The sequence below is a fragment of the Pseudomonas petroselini genome (genome assembly GCF_045037875.1).
GTDB classification, from domain to species: domain Bacteria; phylum Pseudomonadota; class Gammaproteobacteria; order Pseudomonadales; family Pseudomonadaceae; genus Aquipseudomonas; species Aquipseudomonas petroselini.
The window spans coordinates 2,962,271-2,977,113 of sequence record NZ_CP173614.1 but is presented as its reverse complement, the minus strand read 5'-3'; the positions used below and the strand labels follow the sequence as shown (position 1 = coordinate 2,977,113).

General features: G+C 62.1%; 15 protein-coding genes and 1 pseudogene. 11 read left to right on the top strand and 5 right to left on the bottom strand.

Annotated elements, in window-relative coordinates:
• Positions 1-6: 6 nt before the first annotated feature.
• Positions 7-1,326 carry a Na+/H+ antiporter family protein gene (locus ACI512_RS13985; RefSeq protein ID WP_162471077.1) on the bottom strand — a complete coding sequence of 440 codons (1,320 nt, stop codon included), beginning with the start codon at positions 1,324-1,326 and terminating at the stop codon, positions 7-9.
• Between the two features lie 229 nt (positions 1,327-1,555).
• Between ACI512_RS13985 and ACI512_RS13980 the strand changes: the two are divergent.
• Both ACI512_RS13980 and ACI512_RS13975 read left to right on the top strand, forming a co-directional pair.
• Positions 1,556-2,845 (top strand): annotated as a pseudogene (locus tag ACI512_RS13980) (HAMP domain-containing protein); the annotation flags it as partial.
• 102 nt (positions 2,846-2,947) lie between these two features.
• Entirely contained in the window at positions 2,948-3,703 is a 756-nt protein-coding gene (locus ACI512_RS13975; protein WP_405121892.1) for a methyl-accepting chemotaxis protein, read from the top strand.
• A gap of 68 nt (positions 3,704-3,771) precedes the next feature.
• Here ACI512_RS13975 and ACI512_RS13970 read toward each other — a convergent pair whose 3' ends face one another.
• The 4 genes from ACI512_RS13970 to ACI512_RS13955 are packed head-to-tail and all read right to left on the bottom strand — an operon-like array spanning position 3,772 to position 6,411.
• On the bottom strand, positions 3,772-5,133 hold the full coding sequence (locus ACI512_RS13970; RefSeq protein WP_405121846.1) for a sensor histidine kinase: 1,362 nt from the start codon (positions 5,131-5,133) through the stop codon (positions 3,772-3,774).
• The gene (locus tag ACI512_RS13965; RefSeq protein WP_046036848.1) at positions 5,130-5,798 is read right to left on the bottom strand and encodes a response regulator transcription factor; all 669 of its coding nucleotides are present in this window, start codon (positions 5,796-5,798) and stop codon (positions 5,130-5,132) included. The genes ACI512_RS13970 and ACI512_RS13965 overlap by 4 nt, the downstream gene beginning before the upstream one ends.
• Positions 5,798-6,109 (bottom strand): PepSY domain-containing protein, encoded by a 312-nt coding sequence (locus ACI512_RS13960; RefSeq protein WP_236380264.1) that lies wholly within the window; start codon positions 6,107-6,109, stop codon positions 5,798-5,800. Before ACI512_RS13960 ends, ACI512_RS13965 begins: the two co-directional genes overlap by 1 nt.
• Positions 6,109-6,411 (bottom strand): PepSY domain-containing protein, encoded by a 303-nt coding sequence (locus tag ACI512_RS13955; protein ID WP_012723360.1) that lies wholly within the window; start codon positions 6,409-6,411, stop codon positions 6,109-6,111. The genes ACI512_RS13960 and ACI512_RS13955 overlap by 1 nt, the downstream gene beginning before the upstream one ends.
• Positions 6,412-6,569: 158 nt before the next feature.
• Between ACI512_RS13955 and ACI512_RS13950 the strand changes: the two genes are divergently transcribed.
• The 9 genes from ACI512_RS13950 to codA all read left to right on the top strand — a co-directional run bounded on the left by ACI512_RS13950 (position 6,570) and on the right by codA (position 14,843).
• Positions 6,570-7,649, top strand: a complete 1,080-nt coding sequence (locus tag ACI512_RS13950; RefSeq protein WP_236380263.1) for a patatin-like phospholipase family protein — start codon at positions 6,570-6,572, stop codon at positions 7,647-7,649.
• Between the two features lie 1,117 nt (positions 7,650-8,766).
• The gene (gene queD, locus ACI512_RS13945; RefSeq protein ID WP_003190259.1) at positions 8,767-9,123 is read left to right on the top strand and encodes a 6-carboxytetrahydropterin synthase QueD; all 357 of its coding nucleotides are present in this window, start codon (positions 8,767-8,769) and stop codon (positions 9,121-9,123) included.
• Positions 9,124-9,249: 126 nt separating this feature from the next.
• Positions 9,250-9,624 (top strand): hypothetical protein, encoded by a 375-nt coding sequence (locus ACI512_RS13940; RefSeq protein ID WP_236382345.1) that lies wholly within the window; start codon positions 9,250-9,252, stop codon positions 9,622-9,624.
• The gene (locus ACI512_RS13935; protein WP_231808831.1) at positions 9,621-9,818 is read left to right on the top strand and encodes a helix-turn-helix transcriptional regulator; all 198 of its coding nucleotides are present in this window, start codon (positions 9,621-9,623) and stop codon (positions 9,816-9,818) included. Before ACI512_RS13940 ends, ACI512_RS13935 begins: the two co-directional genes overlap by 4 nt.
• Before the next feature lie 26 nt (positions 9,819-9,844).
• Positions 9,845-10,291 (top strand): GNAT family N-acetyltransferase, encoded by a 447-nt coding sequence (locus ACI512_RS13930; RefSeq protein WP_329616653.1) that lies wholly within the window; start codon positions 9,845-9,847, stop codon positions 10,289-10,291.
• Between the two features lie 3 nt (positions 10,292-10,294).
• Complete coding sequence (locus ACI512_RS13925) at positions 10,295-10,918, top strand: NUDIX hydrolase (RefSeq protein WP_093544997.1); 624 nt, start codon at positions 10,295-10,297, stop codon at positions 10,916-10,918.
• Between the two features lie 191 nt (positions 10,919-11,109).
• Positions 11,110-12,378, top strand: coding sequence for a cytosine permease (codB, locus tag ACI512_RS13920; RefSeq protein ID WP_236382336.1), 1,269 nt, complete (start codon positions 11,110-11,112; stop codon positions 12,376-12,378).
• A complete protein-coding gene (locus ACI512_RS13915; RefSeq protein WP_012723353.1) occupies positions 12,375-13,580 on the top strand; it encodes a PucR family transcriptional regulator in 1,206 nt (401 codons plus the stop codon). The genes codB and ACI512_RS13915 overlap by 4 nt, the downstream gene beginning before the upstream one ends.
• A gap of 27 nt (positions 13,581-13,607) precedes the next feature.
• Positions 13,608-14,843: a cytosine deaminase gene (gene codA / locus ACI512_RS13910; RefSeq protein WP_046036762.1), complete on the top strand. Its 1,236-nt coding sequence runs from the start codon at positions 13,608-13,610 to the stop codon at positions 14,841-14,843.

Below are 14,843 nucleotides of genomic sequence, written 5' to 3'. Positions count from 1 at the left end.
AGCGGGTCAGAGTGTCATTGCCGCCAGCCAGCCGAACGCCAGCAACGGGAGGTTGTAGTGCAGGAACGTCGGCACCACGGTGTCCCAGATGTGGTGGTGCTGGCCGTCGATGTTCAGGCCGGAGGTGGGGCCGAGGGTGGAGTCCGAGGCCGGTGAGCCGGCGTCGCCCAAGGCACCCGCCGTGCCGACGATGCACACGATGGCCACCGGGCTGAAGCCCAGTTGCACGCACAGCGGCACAAAAATCGCCGCCAGGATCGGCACCGTGGAAAACGACGAACCGATGCCCATGGTCACCAGCAAACCCACCAGCAACATCAGCAGCGCGCCCACCCCACGGCTATGGCCGATGAACGCCGCCGAGGTTTCCACCAGCGAACGCACGTCACCGGTGGCCTTGAGCACTTCGGCGAAGCCCGACGAGGCAATCATGATGAAGCCGATCATCGCCATCATCTTCATGCCTTCGGTGAACAGGTCGTCGGTGTCGCGCCAGCGCACGATGCCCGACACCGAGAAGATCAAAAACCCGGCCAGGGCGCCGATGATCATCGAGTCCAGCCACAGTTGGATGATGAACGCCGAGGCAATCGCCACGCCGGCCACCAGCAGGGTCAGCGGGTTGTATTGCACCGCGACCTGTTCGACCCGCTCGATTTTCTCCAGGTCGTACACGCGCTTTTTGCGGTAGCTGACAAACACCGCCACCAGCAGGCCAACCACCATGCCCAGCGCCGGCAGGCTCATGGCGTGAGTGACGTTGACTTGGCTGATATCCACCCCGCTCTTGGCCACGTTGGCCAGCAGGATCTGGTTGAGGAAGATATTGCCGAAGCCCACCGGCAGGAACATGTAGGGCGTGATCAGGCCGAAGGTCATCACACAGGCGATCAGGCGGCGGTCCAGTTGCAGCTTGGTCAGCACGTAGAGCAGCGGCGGCACCAACAGCGGGATGAACGCGATATGGATCGGCAGGATGTTCTGCGAGGCAATCGCCACCACCCACAGCAGGCCAATCAACAGCCATTTGACGTGACTGCCGCCGGTGGCTTCCTGGCGGTCGACCAGCAGCAGCGCCTTGTCGGCCAAGGCGTGGGCCAGGCCGGATTTGGCAATTGCCACGGCGAAAGCGCCGAGCAAGGCGTAGGACAACGCCACAGTTGCACCACCGCCCAAGCCGCCATTGAAGGCTTTGAGCGTGGCGTCGATACCCAGGCCACCGGTAAGGCCACCGACCAGGGCACCGACGATGATGGCGATGACCACATGCACGCGGGACAGGCTGAGCACCAGCATGGTGCCGACCGCGGCAATGACTGCGTTAATCATGGTTACCTCAAGCAGAAACATAAAAAACAGGCATGCCCGCGCCCAGGCGGCCATCGGATGGCAGCCAGCGTGCAGGCTTGAAGGAGGTCTTATTAGAGGGCGCGCACTTTGCAGCAGGTGGGCCCGCATGTCAAAAAACCTGTAGTGAGAATGACTGTTTTAATAAAGAAACCTCTGAAACCGCCGATACAGAGCCTCTGTTTGTATTTTAGGTTAAGGATTTCCGATGTCGCTTAGGCAGCTCTCCATTCAATGGAAAATCACCCTGCTCGCCGGCCTGTGCCTGCTGGGGATCGTGACACTGCTGGTGGGTCTTTCGTTGTATCGCATGGCGCAGAGCTCTCAGCAGGTCAAAGCCTCCAGCATGCAGATGCTGGATGAAGCCGCCCAGGCGCGCATCGAGGCGCAGGGTGAAGTGCAAGCGTTGGGCATTCGTCGCCAATTCATGGACGCCTACCAATACGGCCACGGTTTTTCCCGCCAGGTGCTGTTTTTGCGTGAGCAGGCTGAAAAGCGCTTCCTCGACGCCTTCGACACCCGTGAAGACCTGACCCGCCAGGTGAAGGCCGCCCTGCAGGCCAACCCGGACTTGCTCGGTTTATCCCTGGTGTTCGAAGCCAACGCCCTGGACGGCAAGGATGAGTTATTCGCCGGCCAGGCCGAACTGGGCAGTAATGACAAGGGCCGCTTCGCCCTGTACTGGTCGCAACCGACGCCGGGCAAGCTGACCTCGATGGCGTTGCCGGAAAGCGACATGTCCAATACCCAGCTCAGCCCCAGCGGCGAGAAGGCCAACGCCTGGTTCACCTGCCCGCGTACGACCCTCAAACCCTGCGTGATCGAGCCTTACTTCTACAGGATCGATGGGCAAAACGTGCTGATGACCAGCATCGTCTTCCCGCTGATGGTCAATGGCAACGTCATCGCTTCGTTGTCGGTGGACATCAACCTCAACAGCCTGCAGGCCGTGAGCCAACAGGCCAGCCAGAAGTTGTATGACGGTCAGACCCAAGTCAGCATCCTCAGCCCCACCGGCTTGCTCGCCGGCTACAGTACGGACGCGAGCAAACTCAGCCAGCGCCTGGACCAGGTCGACACCACCAACGGTGCGCAGTTGATCAGCGCCCTGGCCGGCAGTACACAGATCCGCAGCCTGCGCAGCAACCATCAGCTCAAGGTACTGGCACCATTCGCGCCGATTCCGGAGGGCAAACCGTGGGGCGTGTTGCTGGACGTGCCAGAGAACGTCCTGGTGGCCCCCGCCGAAGCGCTGAAAGCCCAACTGGATGCCGACAATGCCAAGGGCACCCTGCTGGAACTGAGCCTGGGCCTGATTGCAGCCGTGGTCGGCCTGATTCTGGTGTGGCTGATGGCGCGCAGTGTGACCCGGCCGATCCTCGGCGTGGCACACATGCTCGAAGACATCGCCAGCGGCGAAGGCGACCTGACTCGCCGCCTGGCCTACGACAAACAGGATGAGCTGGGCCAACTGGCCGGCTGGTTCAACCGTTTCCTCGACAAGCTGCAACCGATCATCGCCGAGGTGAAACGCTCGGTGCAGGACGCCCGTGGCACCGCTGACCAGTCCGCCGCCATTGCCACGCAAACCAGCGCCGGCATGGAACAGCAGTACCGCCAGGTCGATCAGGTGGCCACCGCCTCCCACGAAATGAGCGCCACCGCCCAGGACGTGGCGCGCAGCGCGGCGCAGGCGGCGCAAGCGGCCCGCGATGCCGACCAGGCGACCCGCGACGGCTTGACCGTGATCGACCGCACCACCGCCAACATCGGCCGCCTGGCGGCGGACATGAGCACCGCCATGGCCCAAGTCGAAGGCCTGGCCGCCAATAGCGAGAAGATCGGTTCGGTGCTGGAAGTGATTCGCGGCATCGCCGAGCAGACCAACCTGCTGGCCCTCAACGCCGCCATCGAAGCCGCCCGCGCCGGTGAGGCCGGCCGTGGCTTTGCGGTGGTGGCCGACGAAGTGCGCAACTTGGCGCAACGCACCCAGGAATCGGTGGAAGAAACCCGCCTGGTGATCGAGCAGTTGCAAAGCGGCACCGTCGATGTCGTCGGCGCCATGGGTAACAGCTATCGCCAGGCCCAGGGCAGCGTCGAACAAGTCGGCGAGGCCGTGACTGCCCTGCGTCAGATTGGCGATGCGGTCACAGTGATCAGCGACATGAACCTGCAAATCGCCAGCGCCGCCGAAGAACAAAGCGCGGTGGCCGAGGAGATCAACAGCAACGTGGCGACCATTCGCGATGTGACCGAATCGCTGTCGGAGCAGGCGAATGAGTCTGCCAGGGTGAGCCAGGCGTTGAACAGCCTGGCGAATCAACAACAGGGGCTAATGGATCAGTTCCGCGTCTGAGCGACTGCACGCCACCTGACCTGACGCAGATCAACAGTGGGAGGGGGCTTGCTCCCGATAGCGATGAATCAGTCGATAGAGGCGTTGGCTGAAACACCGCCATCGGGAGCAAGCCCCCTCCCACGGGGTAATTCGATCAGCACTTTCAGCCCACCCAACTCACTTTCGTGCAACTGCAACACCCCGCCCCACACCTCGACAATGTCCCGCACGATCCCCAACCCAAGGCCGTGGCCGTCTATCTGTTCATCCAGGCGCGCGCCACGGCTGAACACCTGGTCACGCTGCGCTTCGGGGATGCCGGGACCGTCATCTTCCACCGCCAACCGGTAGCTGTGCTCAGTCTCGATGATGCCCAGGCGCACATCGGCGTCCGCCCATTTGCAGGCGTTGCCCAACAGATTGCCGAGCAGTTCCAACAGATCTTCACGGTCCCAGGGCAACTGCAGGCCGGGTGCGGCGTGGTAGCTGAGGTCCAGGTGCTCGCCGTGGATCATGGTCAGGGTGGCGAGCAGGCCAGGCAGTTCTTTATCGCAATCGAACAACGCACCGGGCAGGGTTTCACCCGCCAGGCGGGCGCGGTTGAGTTCGCGGTTGAGGCGTTGTTGCACCTGCTCCAACTGGTCACGCAACAGTTTGCTCACCTCAGGACGATCTTTGAGCGCCTCGCTCGATGCCGCGCTCAACAGCACCGCCAACGGGGTTTTGAGCGCGTGGCCAAGGTTGCCGAGGGCATTGCGCGAGCGCTTGAGGCTGTCTTCGGTGTGGGCCAGCAAGTGATTGATCTGCGCCACCAACGGCTCCAGCTCCAGCGGTACCTGGGTGTCGAGCTGCGAACGTTGGCCCTGCTGCAGTTGGGCGATCTGGTTGCGGGCGGTTTCCAGCGGGCGCAACGCGCGGCGTACGGTGACCCGCTGCAGGACCAACACCAGCAGCAGCGCCGCCAACCCCAGCACCAGGCCGATCTGACGCATCAGGTGGAAGCTTTCCCGCACCGGGGTGTAGTCCTGGGCCACGCTGATGGAAATCGACTGGCCGAAGCGTTTGTAGTCCGAACGCAACACCAGCAATTGCTGGCCTTCCGGGCCCAGTTGCAGATTACCCTTGAGCCCGATCTCGGGCAGGCGCGGCAGTTCCTGGTCCCATAAGGAGCGGGAGCGCCAGTGGGTCTCGGCAAAATCGATGCGGAAGTAGTGCCCGGAAAACGGCCGCTGATAGGCCGGCGACAGGCGTTGTTCATCCAGCTGCACGCCGTTGGGTCCGCGCACCAGAGCCACCAGCAGGTTTTCGGCATCGTTGCGCAGACCGGCTTCCAGGTAGCGCTGCAAACCGGCTTCGAACAACCACAGACTGGTCTGCGCCAGCACCACGCCGACGATCACCATCACACTGATAAGGCCAAGGCTCAGGCGCCGCTGGATCGACCTCATGCAGGGTTGGCGCCAAACCGGTAACCCTGGCCGCGCCGGGTCTCGATCACGCTGCGGCCCAGCTTGCGGCGCAGGTGATTGACGTGCACTTCCAGCACATTGGAATCCCGCTCGGTCTCGCCATCGTACAGGTGCTCGGCCAGGTGGCTTTTCGACAGGATCTGTTCGGGGTGCAGCATGAAATAGCGCAACAGGCGGAATTCGGCGGCGGTCAGCTGGATCTCGGCGCCATCGCGCAACACGCACTGGCGGCCTTCATCCAAGTGCAGGCCGGCGGCTTGCAACGTGGGCTGGTTAGCCTGGCCATGGGAACGGCGCAACAACGCCTGGATACGCAGGTATAACTCTTCAGGGTGAAAGGGTTTGGCCAGGTAATCGTCCGCGCCGGCCTTGAGCCCTTCGATGCGCTCGGCCCAGGAATCGCGGGCGGTGAGAATCAGCACCGGGATCGCCAACGCGGCGGCACGCCACTGGGCCAGCACCTCGAGCCCAGGCAGGCCGGGCAGGCCAAGGTCGAGAATGATCAGGTCGTAGGGCTCGCTTCGGCCCTGGTAAACGGCATCGCGCCCGTCGGCCAGCCAATCGACGGCATAGCCCTGGCGCTGGAGGCCAGCCAACAGTTCATCGGCCAAGGGTACGTTGTCTTCCACCAGCAGCAGGCGCATCAGTCTTCCTCGTCTTTGATCAGCACACCGGTGCTCGCGTCCAGCTTGATCTCGCGCACCACACCGTCGGTGGTCACCAGTTCCACTTCATAGGCATATTGCCCGTGTTTCTTTTCCAGCTCGGCTTCCAGCAGGCGTGAGCCGGGATAGCGCGCCATGGCTTGATGCAACAGCTGTTCGAGCGGCAGGATCACTCCCTGCTGGCGCAGTGCCAAGGCTTCATCCTGATTGAGGTCGCGGGCCGCCAAGCTGGAGCAAAATGCCATGAGCACCAGCGCCACGCGACTGCCGGCGCGTAAATTTACCTTCATTACGTATCCTGATGATTCTTGAGAACCTGCCCGGTGAGCGCGTCCAATTCAACATCCCATTCGATGCCGTGGGCATCTTCCAATTCGACCTCGTAGACGTACTTGCCATAGGCCTCGTCCAGGTCGGTATCCAGCAGTGTCGAACCAGGGTGCAGGGCCAGGGCCGCCGCTTCCAGTTGATCAAAGGCGACAATAGTAACAGTGGCCGGCACTTTCAGTGGCTTGTCGGGGTCCACGGCTCGGGCCTGGGTCGCCGTGAGAGCGATGATACCGGCGGCAACCAGAGCGGTGAGGCGCTTCATGATAAGTCTCCGTTACTGGATGTTTTCCTACGCCAGCCACCGTACGCGCTGCAACTTAACTGAAACTGAATTGCCACCATGGCAATTCCAGCCCAGGCCTTTTTCCCTCATCCCGCGAGATTTTCTATACTGCCCCGCTCGCTTCAACAGAGACCGGTATGACAGCCATCCACATCAAGTTTCCCGCCCTGACCCTCAAGGCCGGCAAACGCGCCTTTGCCCGGATTCGCGAGCAAGGCCTCAAGCCTGCCGATGTCGGCATCCTGCCCGGCGCGGCCGGTGGCCCCAAGGCGCTGGGCATCCAGGGCCTGGACCTGGCGCTGTTCGGCGACTGGCTGCCCCGCGCACCACGCGAGCGGGCGCTGATCGGCGCGTCCATCGGTTCCTGGCGGTTTGCCAGCGCCTGCCTGCCCGACCCGGTGCAAGGCCTGCTGGACCTTGGCCGCTTATATAACGAACAGCGCTTTGCCAAAGGCGTGACCATGGCCGAAGTCAGCCACAGCTGCCGGCGCATGCTCGACGACCTGCTGGCCGGCCGCGATGCACGGGTGCTGGACAACCCGGACTACCGCCTCAACATCATGGTGGTCAAGAGCCATGGCCTGCTTGCCGATGACCACCGTGGGCGCCTCGGGCTGGGCCTGTCCTCAGTAATCGCCGACAACCTACGCGGCCGCGCGCGGCTGTCGCGGCACTTCGAACGGCTGATCATCCACGACCCACGCCAGGCCCCGCCCGTGCACCCGCTAAAGGATTTCCCCTCGCGCTTCCTGGCCCTGGAACTGGGCAACCTGCGCCAGGCACTGCTGGCGTCGGGCTCAATCCCGATGGTCATGCAAGGCGTGCGCGACCTGCCCGGCGCAGGCGCCGGCACCTACCGCGACGGTGGCCTGCTGGACTACCACCTCGACCTGCCCTACCACGGCGATGACATCGTGCTGTACCCGCACTTCACCGACCGGGTCATCCCCGGCTGGTTCGACAAGGGCCTGCCGTGGCGGCGCAGCAACCAGCAGGGCCTGCAGGACGTGTTACTGCTGGCGCCATCCAAGGACTACCTCGCCCGCCTGCCCCACGGCAAACTCCCGGACCGCAGCGACTTCAAGCGCTTCATGGGCGACGACCCAAGCCGCAACAAATACTGGCAGACAGCGATGAGCGAAAGCCGGCGGCTAGGGGATGAGTTTCTGGCATTGGCGGATAACGGCGGATTGGGCGAGAGACTACAAGTCTTGTAGACGGCGGCTTACCAGCGATAACCAAAGTTATCGGCACAAAACTGTGCAGCCCCTCCACCCCACTAACCACGATGCGAAGCGAGCCGCTCTTGATCGTGACCTTGATCTAGCTTTTGATCTCAGGCGCCCCGTCAAACACGCTGGCCGGAATTCGACAGGGATTTGGGGGGTAAACCGGCAGGGATGCCGGTTTAGCCGCCCCGCGCCATGGATGGCGCGTGGCGGCGGCCCCCCAAATACCTGTCGGATTACGGGCACACCGAGCGTGAGCGAGGTGCCGAGTGTTGGGGCAAGAGCGTTTTGCTTACTTTTGCGCTTTTCAAAAGTGAGCCGCTGTAAAAGCGGAACCCATAGCAGCCGTTACCTAACTAACGGATATGTACCCGGTCTGATCCAACATCCTGATCGTCTACCAGGCCGCCGGCGGGAGCAAGCTCCCTCGCCACAGGTCCAGCGCCATAGCCAGAATTGTGTAGATGCCCAAGCCCCGATGGCGCTGAATCAGTCACCTGATGAATCGACTGACACGCTGCTATCGGGGGCAAGCCCCCTCCCACATTTGGATCGCGGGGTAACCGTTAGATTGTGGTCAGCTGTCAGGCCGCCGGCGGGAGCAAGCTCCCTCGCCACAGGTCCAGCGCCATACCCAAAATTGTGTAGATACCAAGGCCCCGATGGCGCTGAATCAGTCACCTGATGAATCGACTGGCACACCGCTATCGGGGGCAAGCCCCCTCCCACATTTGGATCGCGGGGTAACCGTTAGATTGTGGTCAGCTGTCAGGCCGCCGGCGGGAGCAAGCTCCCTCGCCACAGGTCCAGCGCCATACCCAGGGTGGTGTAGATACCGAGGCCACGATGGCGCTGAATCAGTCACCTGATGAATCGACTGACACACCGCTATCGGGAGCAAGCCCCCTCCCACATTTGGATCGCGGGGTAACCGTTAGATTGTGGTCAGCTGTCAGGCCGCCGGCGGGAGCAAGCTCCCTCGCCACAGGTCCAGCGCCATACCCAGAGTCGTGTAGATACCTATACAGCGAGGGACGGTATGCGCGCCAAGGGATCAAGCTGTTAAACTCGCCGCCTGCCAGACACCGACCGAGCTGAAAACACTGTGGAAATCTTCAAGGAATTTACATTCGAATCCGCCCACCGCCTGCCCCACGTACCGGAAGGCCATAAATGCGGGCGCCTGCACGGGCATTCGTTCAAGGTGGCGATCCACCTGAGCGGCGACCTCGATCCCCATACCGGCTGGATTCGCGACTTCTCGGAGATCAAGGCGATTTTCAAACCGCTCTATGAACGTCTCGACCACAACTACCTCAATGACATCCCAGGCCTGGAAAACCCGACCAGCGAAGTGCTGGCCAAGTGGATCTGGAATGAGCTGAAACCCCTGCTGCCTGAGCTCAGTGCGATTCGCATCCACGAGACTTGCACCAGCGGTTGCATCTATCGCGGCGAGTAAGCGATTGCGCGTTGAAGAACCACCTGCGGGTGGTTTTTTTACGTCTGCCACCCTCAATGTAAAGCACCCTTGACACGGCAATAATCCAAACCTAATGTAAAGCACCCTTTACTTGTGGAGATGGTCATGTCGGTCAAACGCTTTCTGGTGGAATTCGCGGTGATAATGCTGGCGTACATGCTGTGCGTCGTCATTTCCAGCGCCTATGTGTCGTCCATGCCCGACGGCGCCGCAAAAATCGCCTTGGCCTTGCTGCCAGTGATTCCGATGATCGCGATGGCGGTTACGATCATCCGCCGGCTGAACGCCATGGATGAAATGGGCCGCAAGATCCAGTTGGACGCGCTGGCCGTGGCGTTTGTGTGCACGGCGCTCACGACCTTCAGCTACGGCTTCCTGGAAACTGCCGGCTTCCCACGCTCGTCGGCCTTTATGGTGTGGCCGATCATGGGTGGCGTCTGGTGCGTGGCTACGATCATCGGCACAAGGCGCTACCAATGAATAACCTGATGCGTCAGTTACGCTCGGAACTGGGCTGGTCCCAGGCCGACCTTGCCGAGCGCCTTGGCGTATCGCGCCAGACCATCAATGCCATCGAGACCGGCCGCTACGATCCAAGCTTGCCGTTGGCGTTCAAGATTGCCAACGTGTTCGAACGGCCTATCGAAGGGATCTTCGAAGCGCCGACAGATTGATCGACTGTCCAAGGGAGCACATTGCAATGATGCGCCTCGCCACTGCTGCAGATGTTGCTGCCATCGAGGCTATCGTCCAGGCGGCCTACTCGCCGTACATCGAACGGATCGGCCGCAAGCCAGGGCCGATGCTGGAGGATTATCACCAACAAGTGAAAGCCGGAGGCGTACACGTGCTGGAAAATGCCGGGCGGGTTCAGGGTTTTATCATCCTGCTGGATGCTGATGACGCACTGCTGCTGGATAATCTGGCCGTCGCCCCGGATGCCCAGGGCCTGGGCCTCGGGCGGTTGCTGATGGATTTTGCCGAGCAACAGGCGCTCGCCGCAGGCTTCGCCGCCATCCGCCTGTACACAAATGAAACCATGGCCGAGAACATCAGGCTGTACACGCGCCGTGGCTATGTCGAAACCCACCGGGCCGAAGAACATGGCCTGCACCGCGTATACATGACCAAACAACTCCAGGAGTAACCCATGGAAAACACCTGGCTGGCCCAAGCCAAACGCTTGCAGGCGTTGGCGTCCACGGGGCTGCACTTTTGCACTGATGATTTCGAGCGCGAGCGCCTGGAAGAAATTGCCGAGATTGCCCACAGCATGCTCGCGCAATTGGGCAATGTGCCCTTGGAGCGCATCACCGGGTTAGTCACCGACTTTGCCCAGCGCTATTCGACACCGATGATCGACGTACGGGGTGCGATCATCGAGGACGACCGAATTCTGCTGGTGCGCGAGTTGACCGATGGCTGCTGGGCGTTGCCGGGCGGTTATGCCGATATCGGTTTGTCGGCGGCGGAAAATATCGTCAAGGAGATTCGCGAGGAGGCCGGATTGACGGTCACCGCGCGGGCGCTGTACAGCGTCACGCACAAGGCCAAGGGTTTGTATCGTCCGGACGTGCGGGACTTCTACAAGCTGTACTTCCTGTGTGAACCGGTGGATCAGTGCGCACCGATGGCGGGTTTCGAGACTACCGAAGTGGGCTTTTTCCGCCTCGATGCGCTGCCGCCGCTGTCCCGTGGGCGCACCATCGAGAGTGATCTGGAGGCGGCATTCGCCTTTCATCGCGGCGAGACGACCTACACGCTATTCGACTGATCCAATTTGTATCACCGCTGCACCGCTTTCGTGCCCGACTGGGCACGGCGTACAACCCTTCCTGCGTTTCTCCCATGTTTGGCTATAAATAGTGTGCACGATGCACAGCGTCGACCGTGCGCCTGTCACTGCCGCCGGTTTGGCACGCACGGTGCAGTAGGCCTGCGTCACTCATTCAGGGAGCAAGGCACATGACGCAGCAAGAACCGGGCAATGATTACCCCCTCAGCGAAGTCCCGATGCATGCGCGCAAAGGCCTGGCGTCGACCGCCATGGTGCTGCTGGGCTTTACGTTTTTTACCGCGACCATGTTTGCCGGCGGCAAGCTGGGGGTGGCGTTCAGCTTTATCGACATGCTCGGCGTCGTGGCCCTGGGTAACCTGTTGTTGGGTATCTACGCCGCAGGCCTGGGTTACATCGCGTTCAAGAGCGGGCTGAATTCGGTTCTGATGGGCCGCTTCTGCTTCGGCGAACTGGGCAGCAAGCTCAGCGACTTGATCCTCGGTTTTACCCAAATCGGCTGGTACGCCTGGGGTACCGCCACGGCCGCGGTGGTGCTGGGCAAGTATTTCGAACTGAGCCAGGGCAGCGTGCTGGCGTTGATGGTGCTGTTTGGCCTGGTGTTTTGCGCCACGGCCTACATTGGTTATCGCGGGCTGGAGATTCTGTCCTACATCGCGGTGCCGGCGATGGGCATCCTTCTGTGTCTGTCGATGTGGGTGGCGACCGTGAAAGTCGGCGGGCTGGAGGGGTTGTTGGCGGTGGTGCCGAGCGGTGCGTTGGACTTTTCCACGGCAATCACTCTGGTGTTCGGCACCTTTGTCAGCGGCGCGACCCAAGCCACCAATTGGACGCGCTTTTCGCGTTCGGCCAAGGTGGCGGTGCTGGCCAGCCTGATCGGTTTCTTTATCGGCAACGGCTTGATGGTGCTGATCGGCGCCTACGGTGCCATCGTCTATCAACAACCGGATGTGGTCGAAGTGTTGCTGCTGCAGGGCTTTGCCATGGCGGCGATGGCCATGTTGCTGCTCAACATCTGGAGCACCCAGGACAACACCATTTATAACTTCGCGGTGGCCGGCTGCAACCTGCTGCGCACTAAGCGGCGCAAGACCGTGACCCTGGCCGGCGCGGTGATCGGCACCCTGCTGGCGTTGCTTGGCATGTACGACCTGCTGGTGCCGTACTTGATCCTGCTGGGCACGGTGATCCCACCGATTGGCGGGGTGATCATGGCGGACCTCTTCTACCGTTACCGCGGCCACTATCCGCGCCTGGCCGACGCTCGCCTGCCGGCGTTCAACTGGCCTGGGCTGGTGGCGTATGCGGTGGGCACGGTGCTGGCTTTCAGCTCGCCCTGGGTCGCGCCGTTGGTGGGCATCGTTGCTGCGTCGTTGACCTACATCGTGCTCACCACCGTACTCCGGGTGCGCGCGCCGCTGGCTGACGCCCGCGCATGAGCCTGACCCTTGCCGATGTACTGGCCCTGCCGGGCTTGGAATCAATGCGCCTGCGCGCAGGCGCCGTTGGCCTGGATAATACCGTGCGCTGGCCCTATGTCGCGGAGAACAGCGGGATTGCCGAATGGGTCTTGGGCGGCGAGCTGGTGTTCGTGACCGGGATCAATCACCCACGGGATGAAGCCAACTTGCTGCAACTGCTGGATGAAGCCTGTCAGCGCCAAGTGGCTGGGTTGGTGATACTCACGGGGCCGGCATATATCCAGGCGATTCCCCCGCGTTTGCTGGAGGCTGCCGAAGCCGCCGGCATGCCACTGATCGAACAGCCCTATTCGCTGAAAATGGTGCTGGTGACCCAGGCCATTGGCTCGGCGCTGATCCAGTCCGAGCAATTGGGGCGCTCGCGGCACGATGTGTTGGAGCGCTTGCTGACCGGCGATTACCAATCCTTGGATTTGCTGCTGCACCGTGCAGTGCAATTGGGCCTGTCGCTGGCCGGGCACTGGCAGGTTGTGCAACTGCAATTGGAAGGCAGCGAATGGCTGTTTGCCCAGGGCGATGCCGCCTATGTAGAGGCGCAACTGGCGCGGCAACATGACGCTATCAGTCGGCGTTTGCGTCAGGTGTCTGCCGGGTTGCCGGTACTCGGACGGGCCGGGCAATGGACACTGCTGCTGCCGGCGCCGGACGCTGTCGCCGCCTTGGCCAACCGCCAGCAATTGGCCAACTGGCTCAACCCGCTGAACCTGCGCCTGGCGCCGCTCAAACTGTTTATCGGCCTCAGCGCCGCCGCGCACCCACCGGTACGCCTGGCCCAGGCGCAGGATGAAGCGCGCCAGGCGTTGGCCGCTGCACGGCGTTTCAGCGAGCGGGCCGGGCTCTGCATGTACGACGAACTGGGCGTGCTCAAACTGCTCAGCGGCGTGCGTGATCGCGCCCTGCTCGACCAATTCCTGAATGAACGCCTCGGCCCATTACTGCGCCACGACGTGCACCATGGCCCCAGCCTGATGCCGACCCTGGAAGCCTGGTTTCACGAGAATGGTAACCTTGTGGCCGCCGCCCAACGGCTGGCCGTGCACCGCAACACCCTGACACACCGTGTCCAGCGCATCGAAGCCCTGTGCGGCCTGACGCTGGATAACGCTTATGACCGCCTGGACATCGGCATTGCGCTGATGATCTGGCGGCTGTCTGCCTGATTGTTTTTAGCCAAGAGGAACTTGCCCATGCACATCATCAACGCCCGCCTGCGCAACCGTGAAGGCCTGCATGATCTGCACCTGGAACATGGCCGGATCGCCAGCATCACCCCCCAATCGGGTACAACGACTGCCGCGGCCGACGACTTGGACGCCGCCGGCAACCTGGTGATTCCGCCCTTCGTCGAACCCCATATCCATCTCGACGCCACACTGACCGCCGGCGAGCCGCGCTGGAACATGAGCGGCACCCTGTTCGAAGGCATCGAATGCTGGGGCGAACGCAAGGCCACCATCACCCAGGCAGACACCAAGACCCGCGCCAAAAAGACGATCCAGGCCCTGGCCGCCCACGGCATCCAACACGTGCGCACCCACGTCGACGTCACCGACCCGGACCTCACGGCGCTCAAGGCCATGCTGGAAGTGCGCCAGGAAAGTACGCACCTGATCGACCTGCAGATCGTCGCGTTCCCCCAGGAAGGCATCGAGTCATACCGCAACGGTCGCGAACTGATGGAAGAAGCCATTCGCCTCGGCGCCGACGTAATCGGCGGCATCCCTCACTTTGAGTACACCCGCGACCAGGGCGTGAGTTCGGTGAAGTTCCTGATGGACCTGGCCGAACGCACCGGCTGCCTGGTGGACGTGCACTGCGACGAAACCGACGACCCGCATTCGCGCTTTCTCGAAGTGCTGGCCGAAGAAGCCCGCAGCCGTGACATGGGCGCTCGCGTTACCGCCAGCCACACCACCGCCATGGGCTCCTATGACAATGCCTACTGCGCCAAGCTCTTCCGCCTGTTGGGGCACTCCGGTATCAGCTTCGTTTCCTGCCCCACCGAGAGCATTCACCTGCAAGGCCGCTTCGATACGTTCCCGAAACGCCGTGGCGTCACTCGGGTCAACGAACTGCTGGAGGCCGGCATGAACGTGTGCTTCGGCCAAGACTCCATCGTCGATCCCTGGTACCCCTTGGGCAACGGCAACATCCTGCGGGTGCTGGAAGCCGGTTTGCACATCTGCCACATGCTTGGCTACCGCAACCTGCAAAGCGCGCTGGACCTGGTGACCGACAACAGCGCCAAAGCCATGGCCCTGGGCGAACGATACGGCCTGGAGCCTGGACGGCCAGCCAACCTGCTGATCCTTTCGGCGGACAGCGACTACGAGGTCATCCGTAGCCAGGGCCTGCCGCTTTACTCGATCCGCAACGGCAAGGTCTTGATGAAACGTCAGCCGGCGCAGGTGGAGTTTGTGTAA

Bases quoted from the DNA above. Each gene is read 5' to 3' on its own strand.
- ACI512_RS13975 (WP_405121892.1), top strand. From the start codon at position 2,948: ATGGAACAGCAGTACCGCCAGGTCGATCAGGTGGCCACCGCCTCCCAC.
- ACI512_RS13970 (WP_405121846.1), bottom strand. From the start codon at position 5,133: ATGAGGTCGATCCAGCGGCGCCTGAGCCTTGGCCTTATCAGTGTGATG.
- ACI512_RS13965 (WP_046036848.1), bottom strand. From the start codon at position 5,798: ATGCGCCTGCTGCTGGTGGAAGACAACGTACCCTTGGCCGATGAACTG.
- ACI512_RS13960 (WP_236380264.1), bottom strand. From the start codon at position 6,109: ATGAAGGTAAATTTACGCGCCGGCAGTCGCGTGGCGCTGGTGCTCATG.
- ACI512_RS13955 (WP_012723360.1), bottom strand. From the start codon at position 6,411: ATGAAGCGCCTCACCGCTCTGGTTGCCGCCGGTATCATCGCTCTCACG.
- ACI512_RS13950 (WP_236380263.1), top strand. From the start codon at position 6,570: ATGACAGCCATCCACATCAAGTTTCCCGCCCTGACCCTCAAGGCCGGC.
- ACI512_RS13940 (WP_236382345.1), top strand. From the start codon at position 9,250: ATGTCGGTCAAACGCTTTCTGGTGGAATTCGCGGTGATAATGCTGGCG.
- ACI512_RS13935 (WP_231808831.1), top strand. From the start codon at position 9,621: ATGAATAACCTGATGCGTCAGTTACGCTCGGAACTGGGCTGGTCCCAG.
- ACI512_RS13930 (WP_329616653.1), top strand. From the start codon at position 9,845: ATGATGCGCCTCGCCACTGCTGCAGATGTTGCTGCCATCGAGGCTATC.
- ACI512_RS13925 (WP_093544997.1), top strand. From the start codon at position 10,295: ATGGAAAACACCTGGCTGGCCCAAGCCAAACGCTTGCAGGCGTTGGCG.
- codB (WP_236382336.1), top strand. From the start codon at position 11,110: ATGACGCAGCAAGAACCGGGCAATGATTACCCCCTCAGCGAAGTCCCG.
- ACI512_RS13915 (WP_012723353.1), top strand. From the start codon at position 12,375: ATGAGCCTGACCCTTGCCGATGTACTGGCCCTGCCGGGCTTGGAATCA.
- codA (WP_046036762.1), top strand. From the start codon at position 13,608: ATGCACATCATCAACGCCCGCCTGCGCAACCGTGAAGGCCTGCATGAT.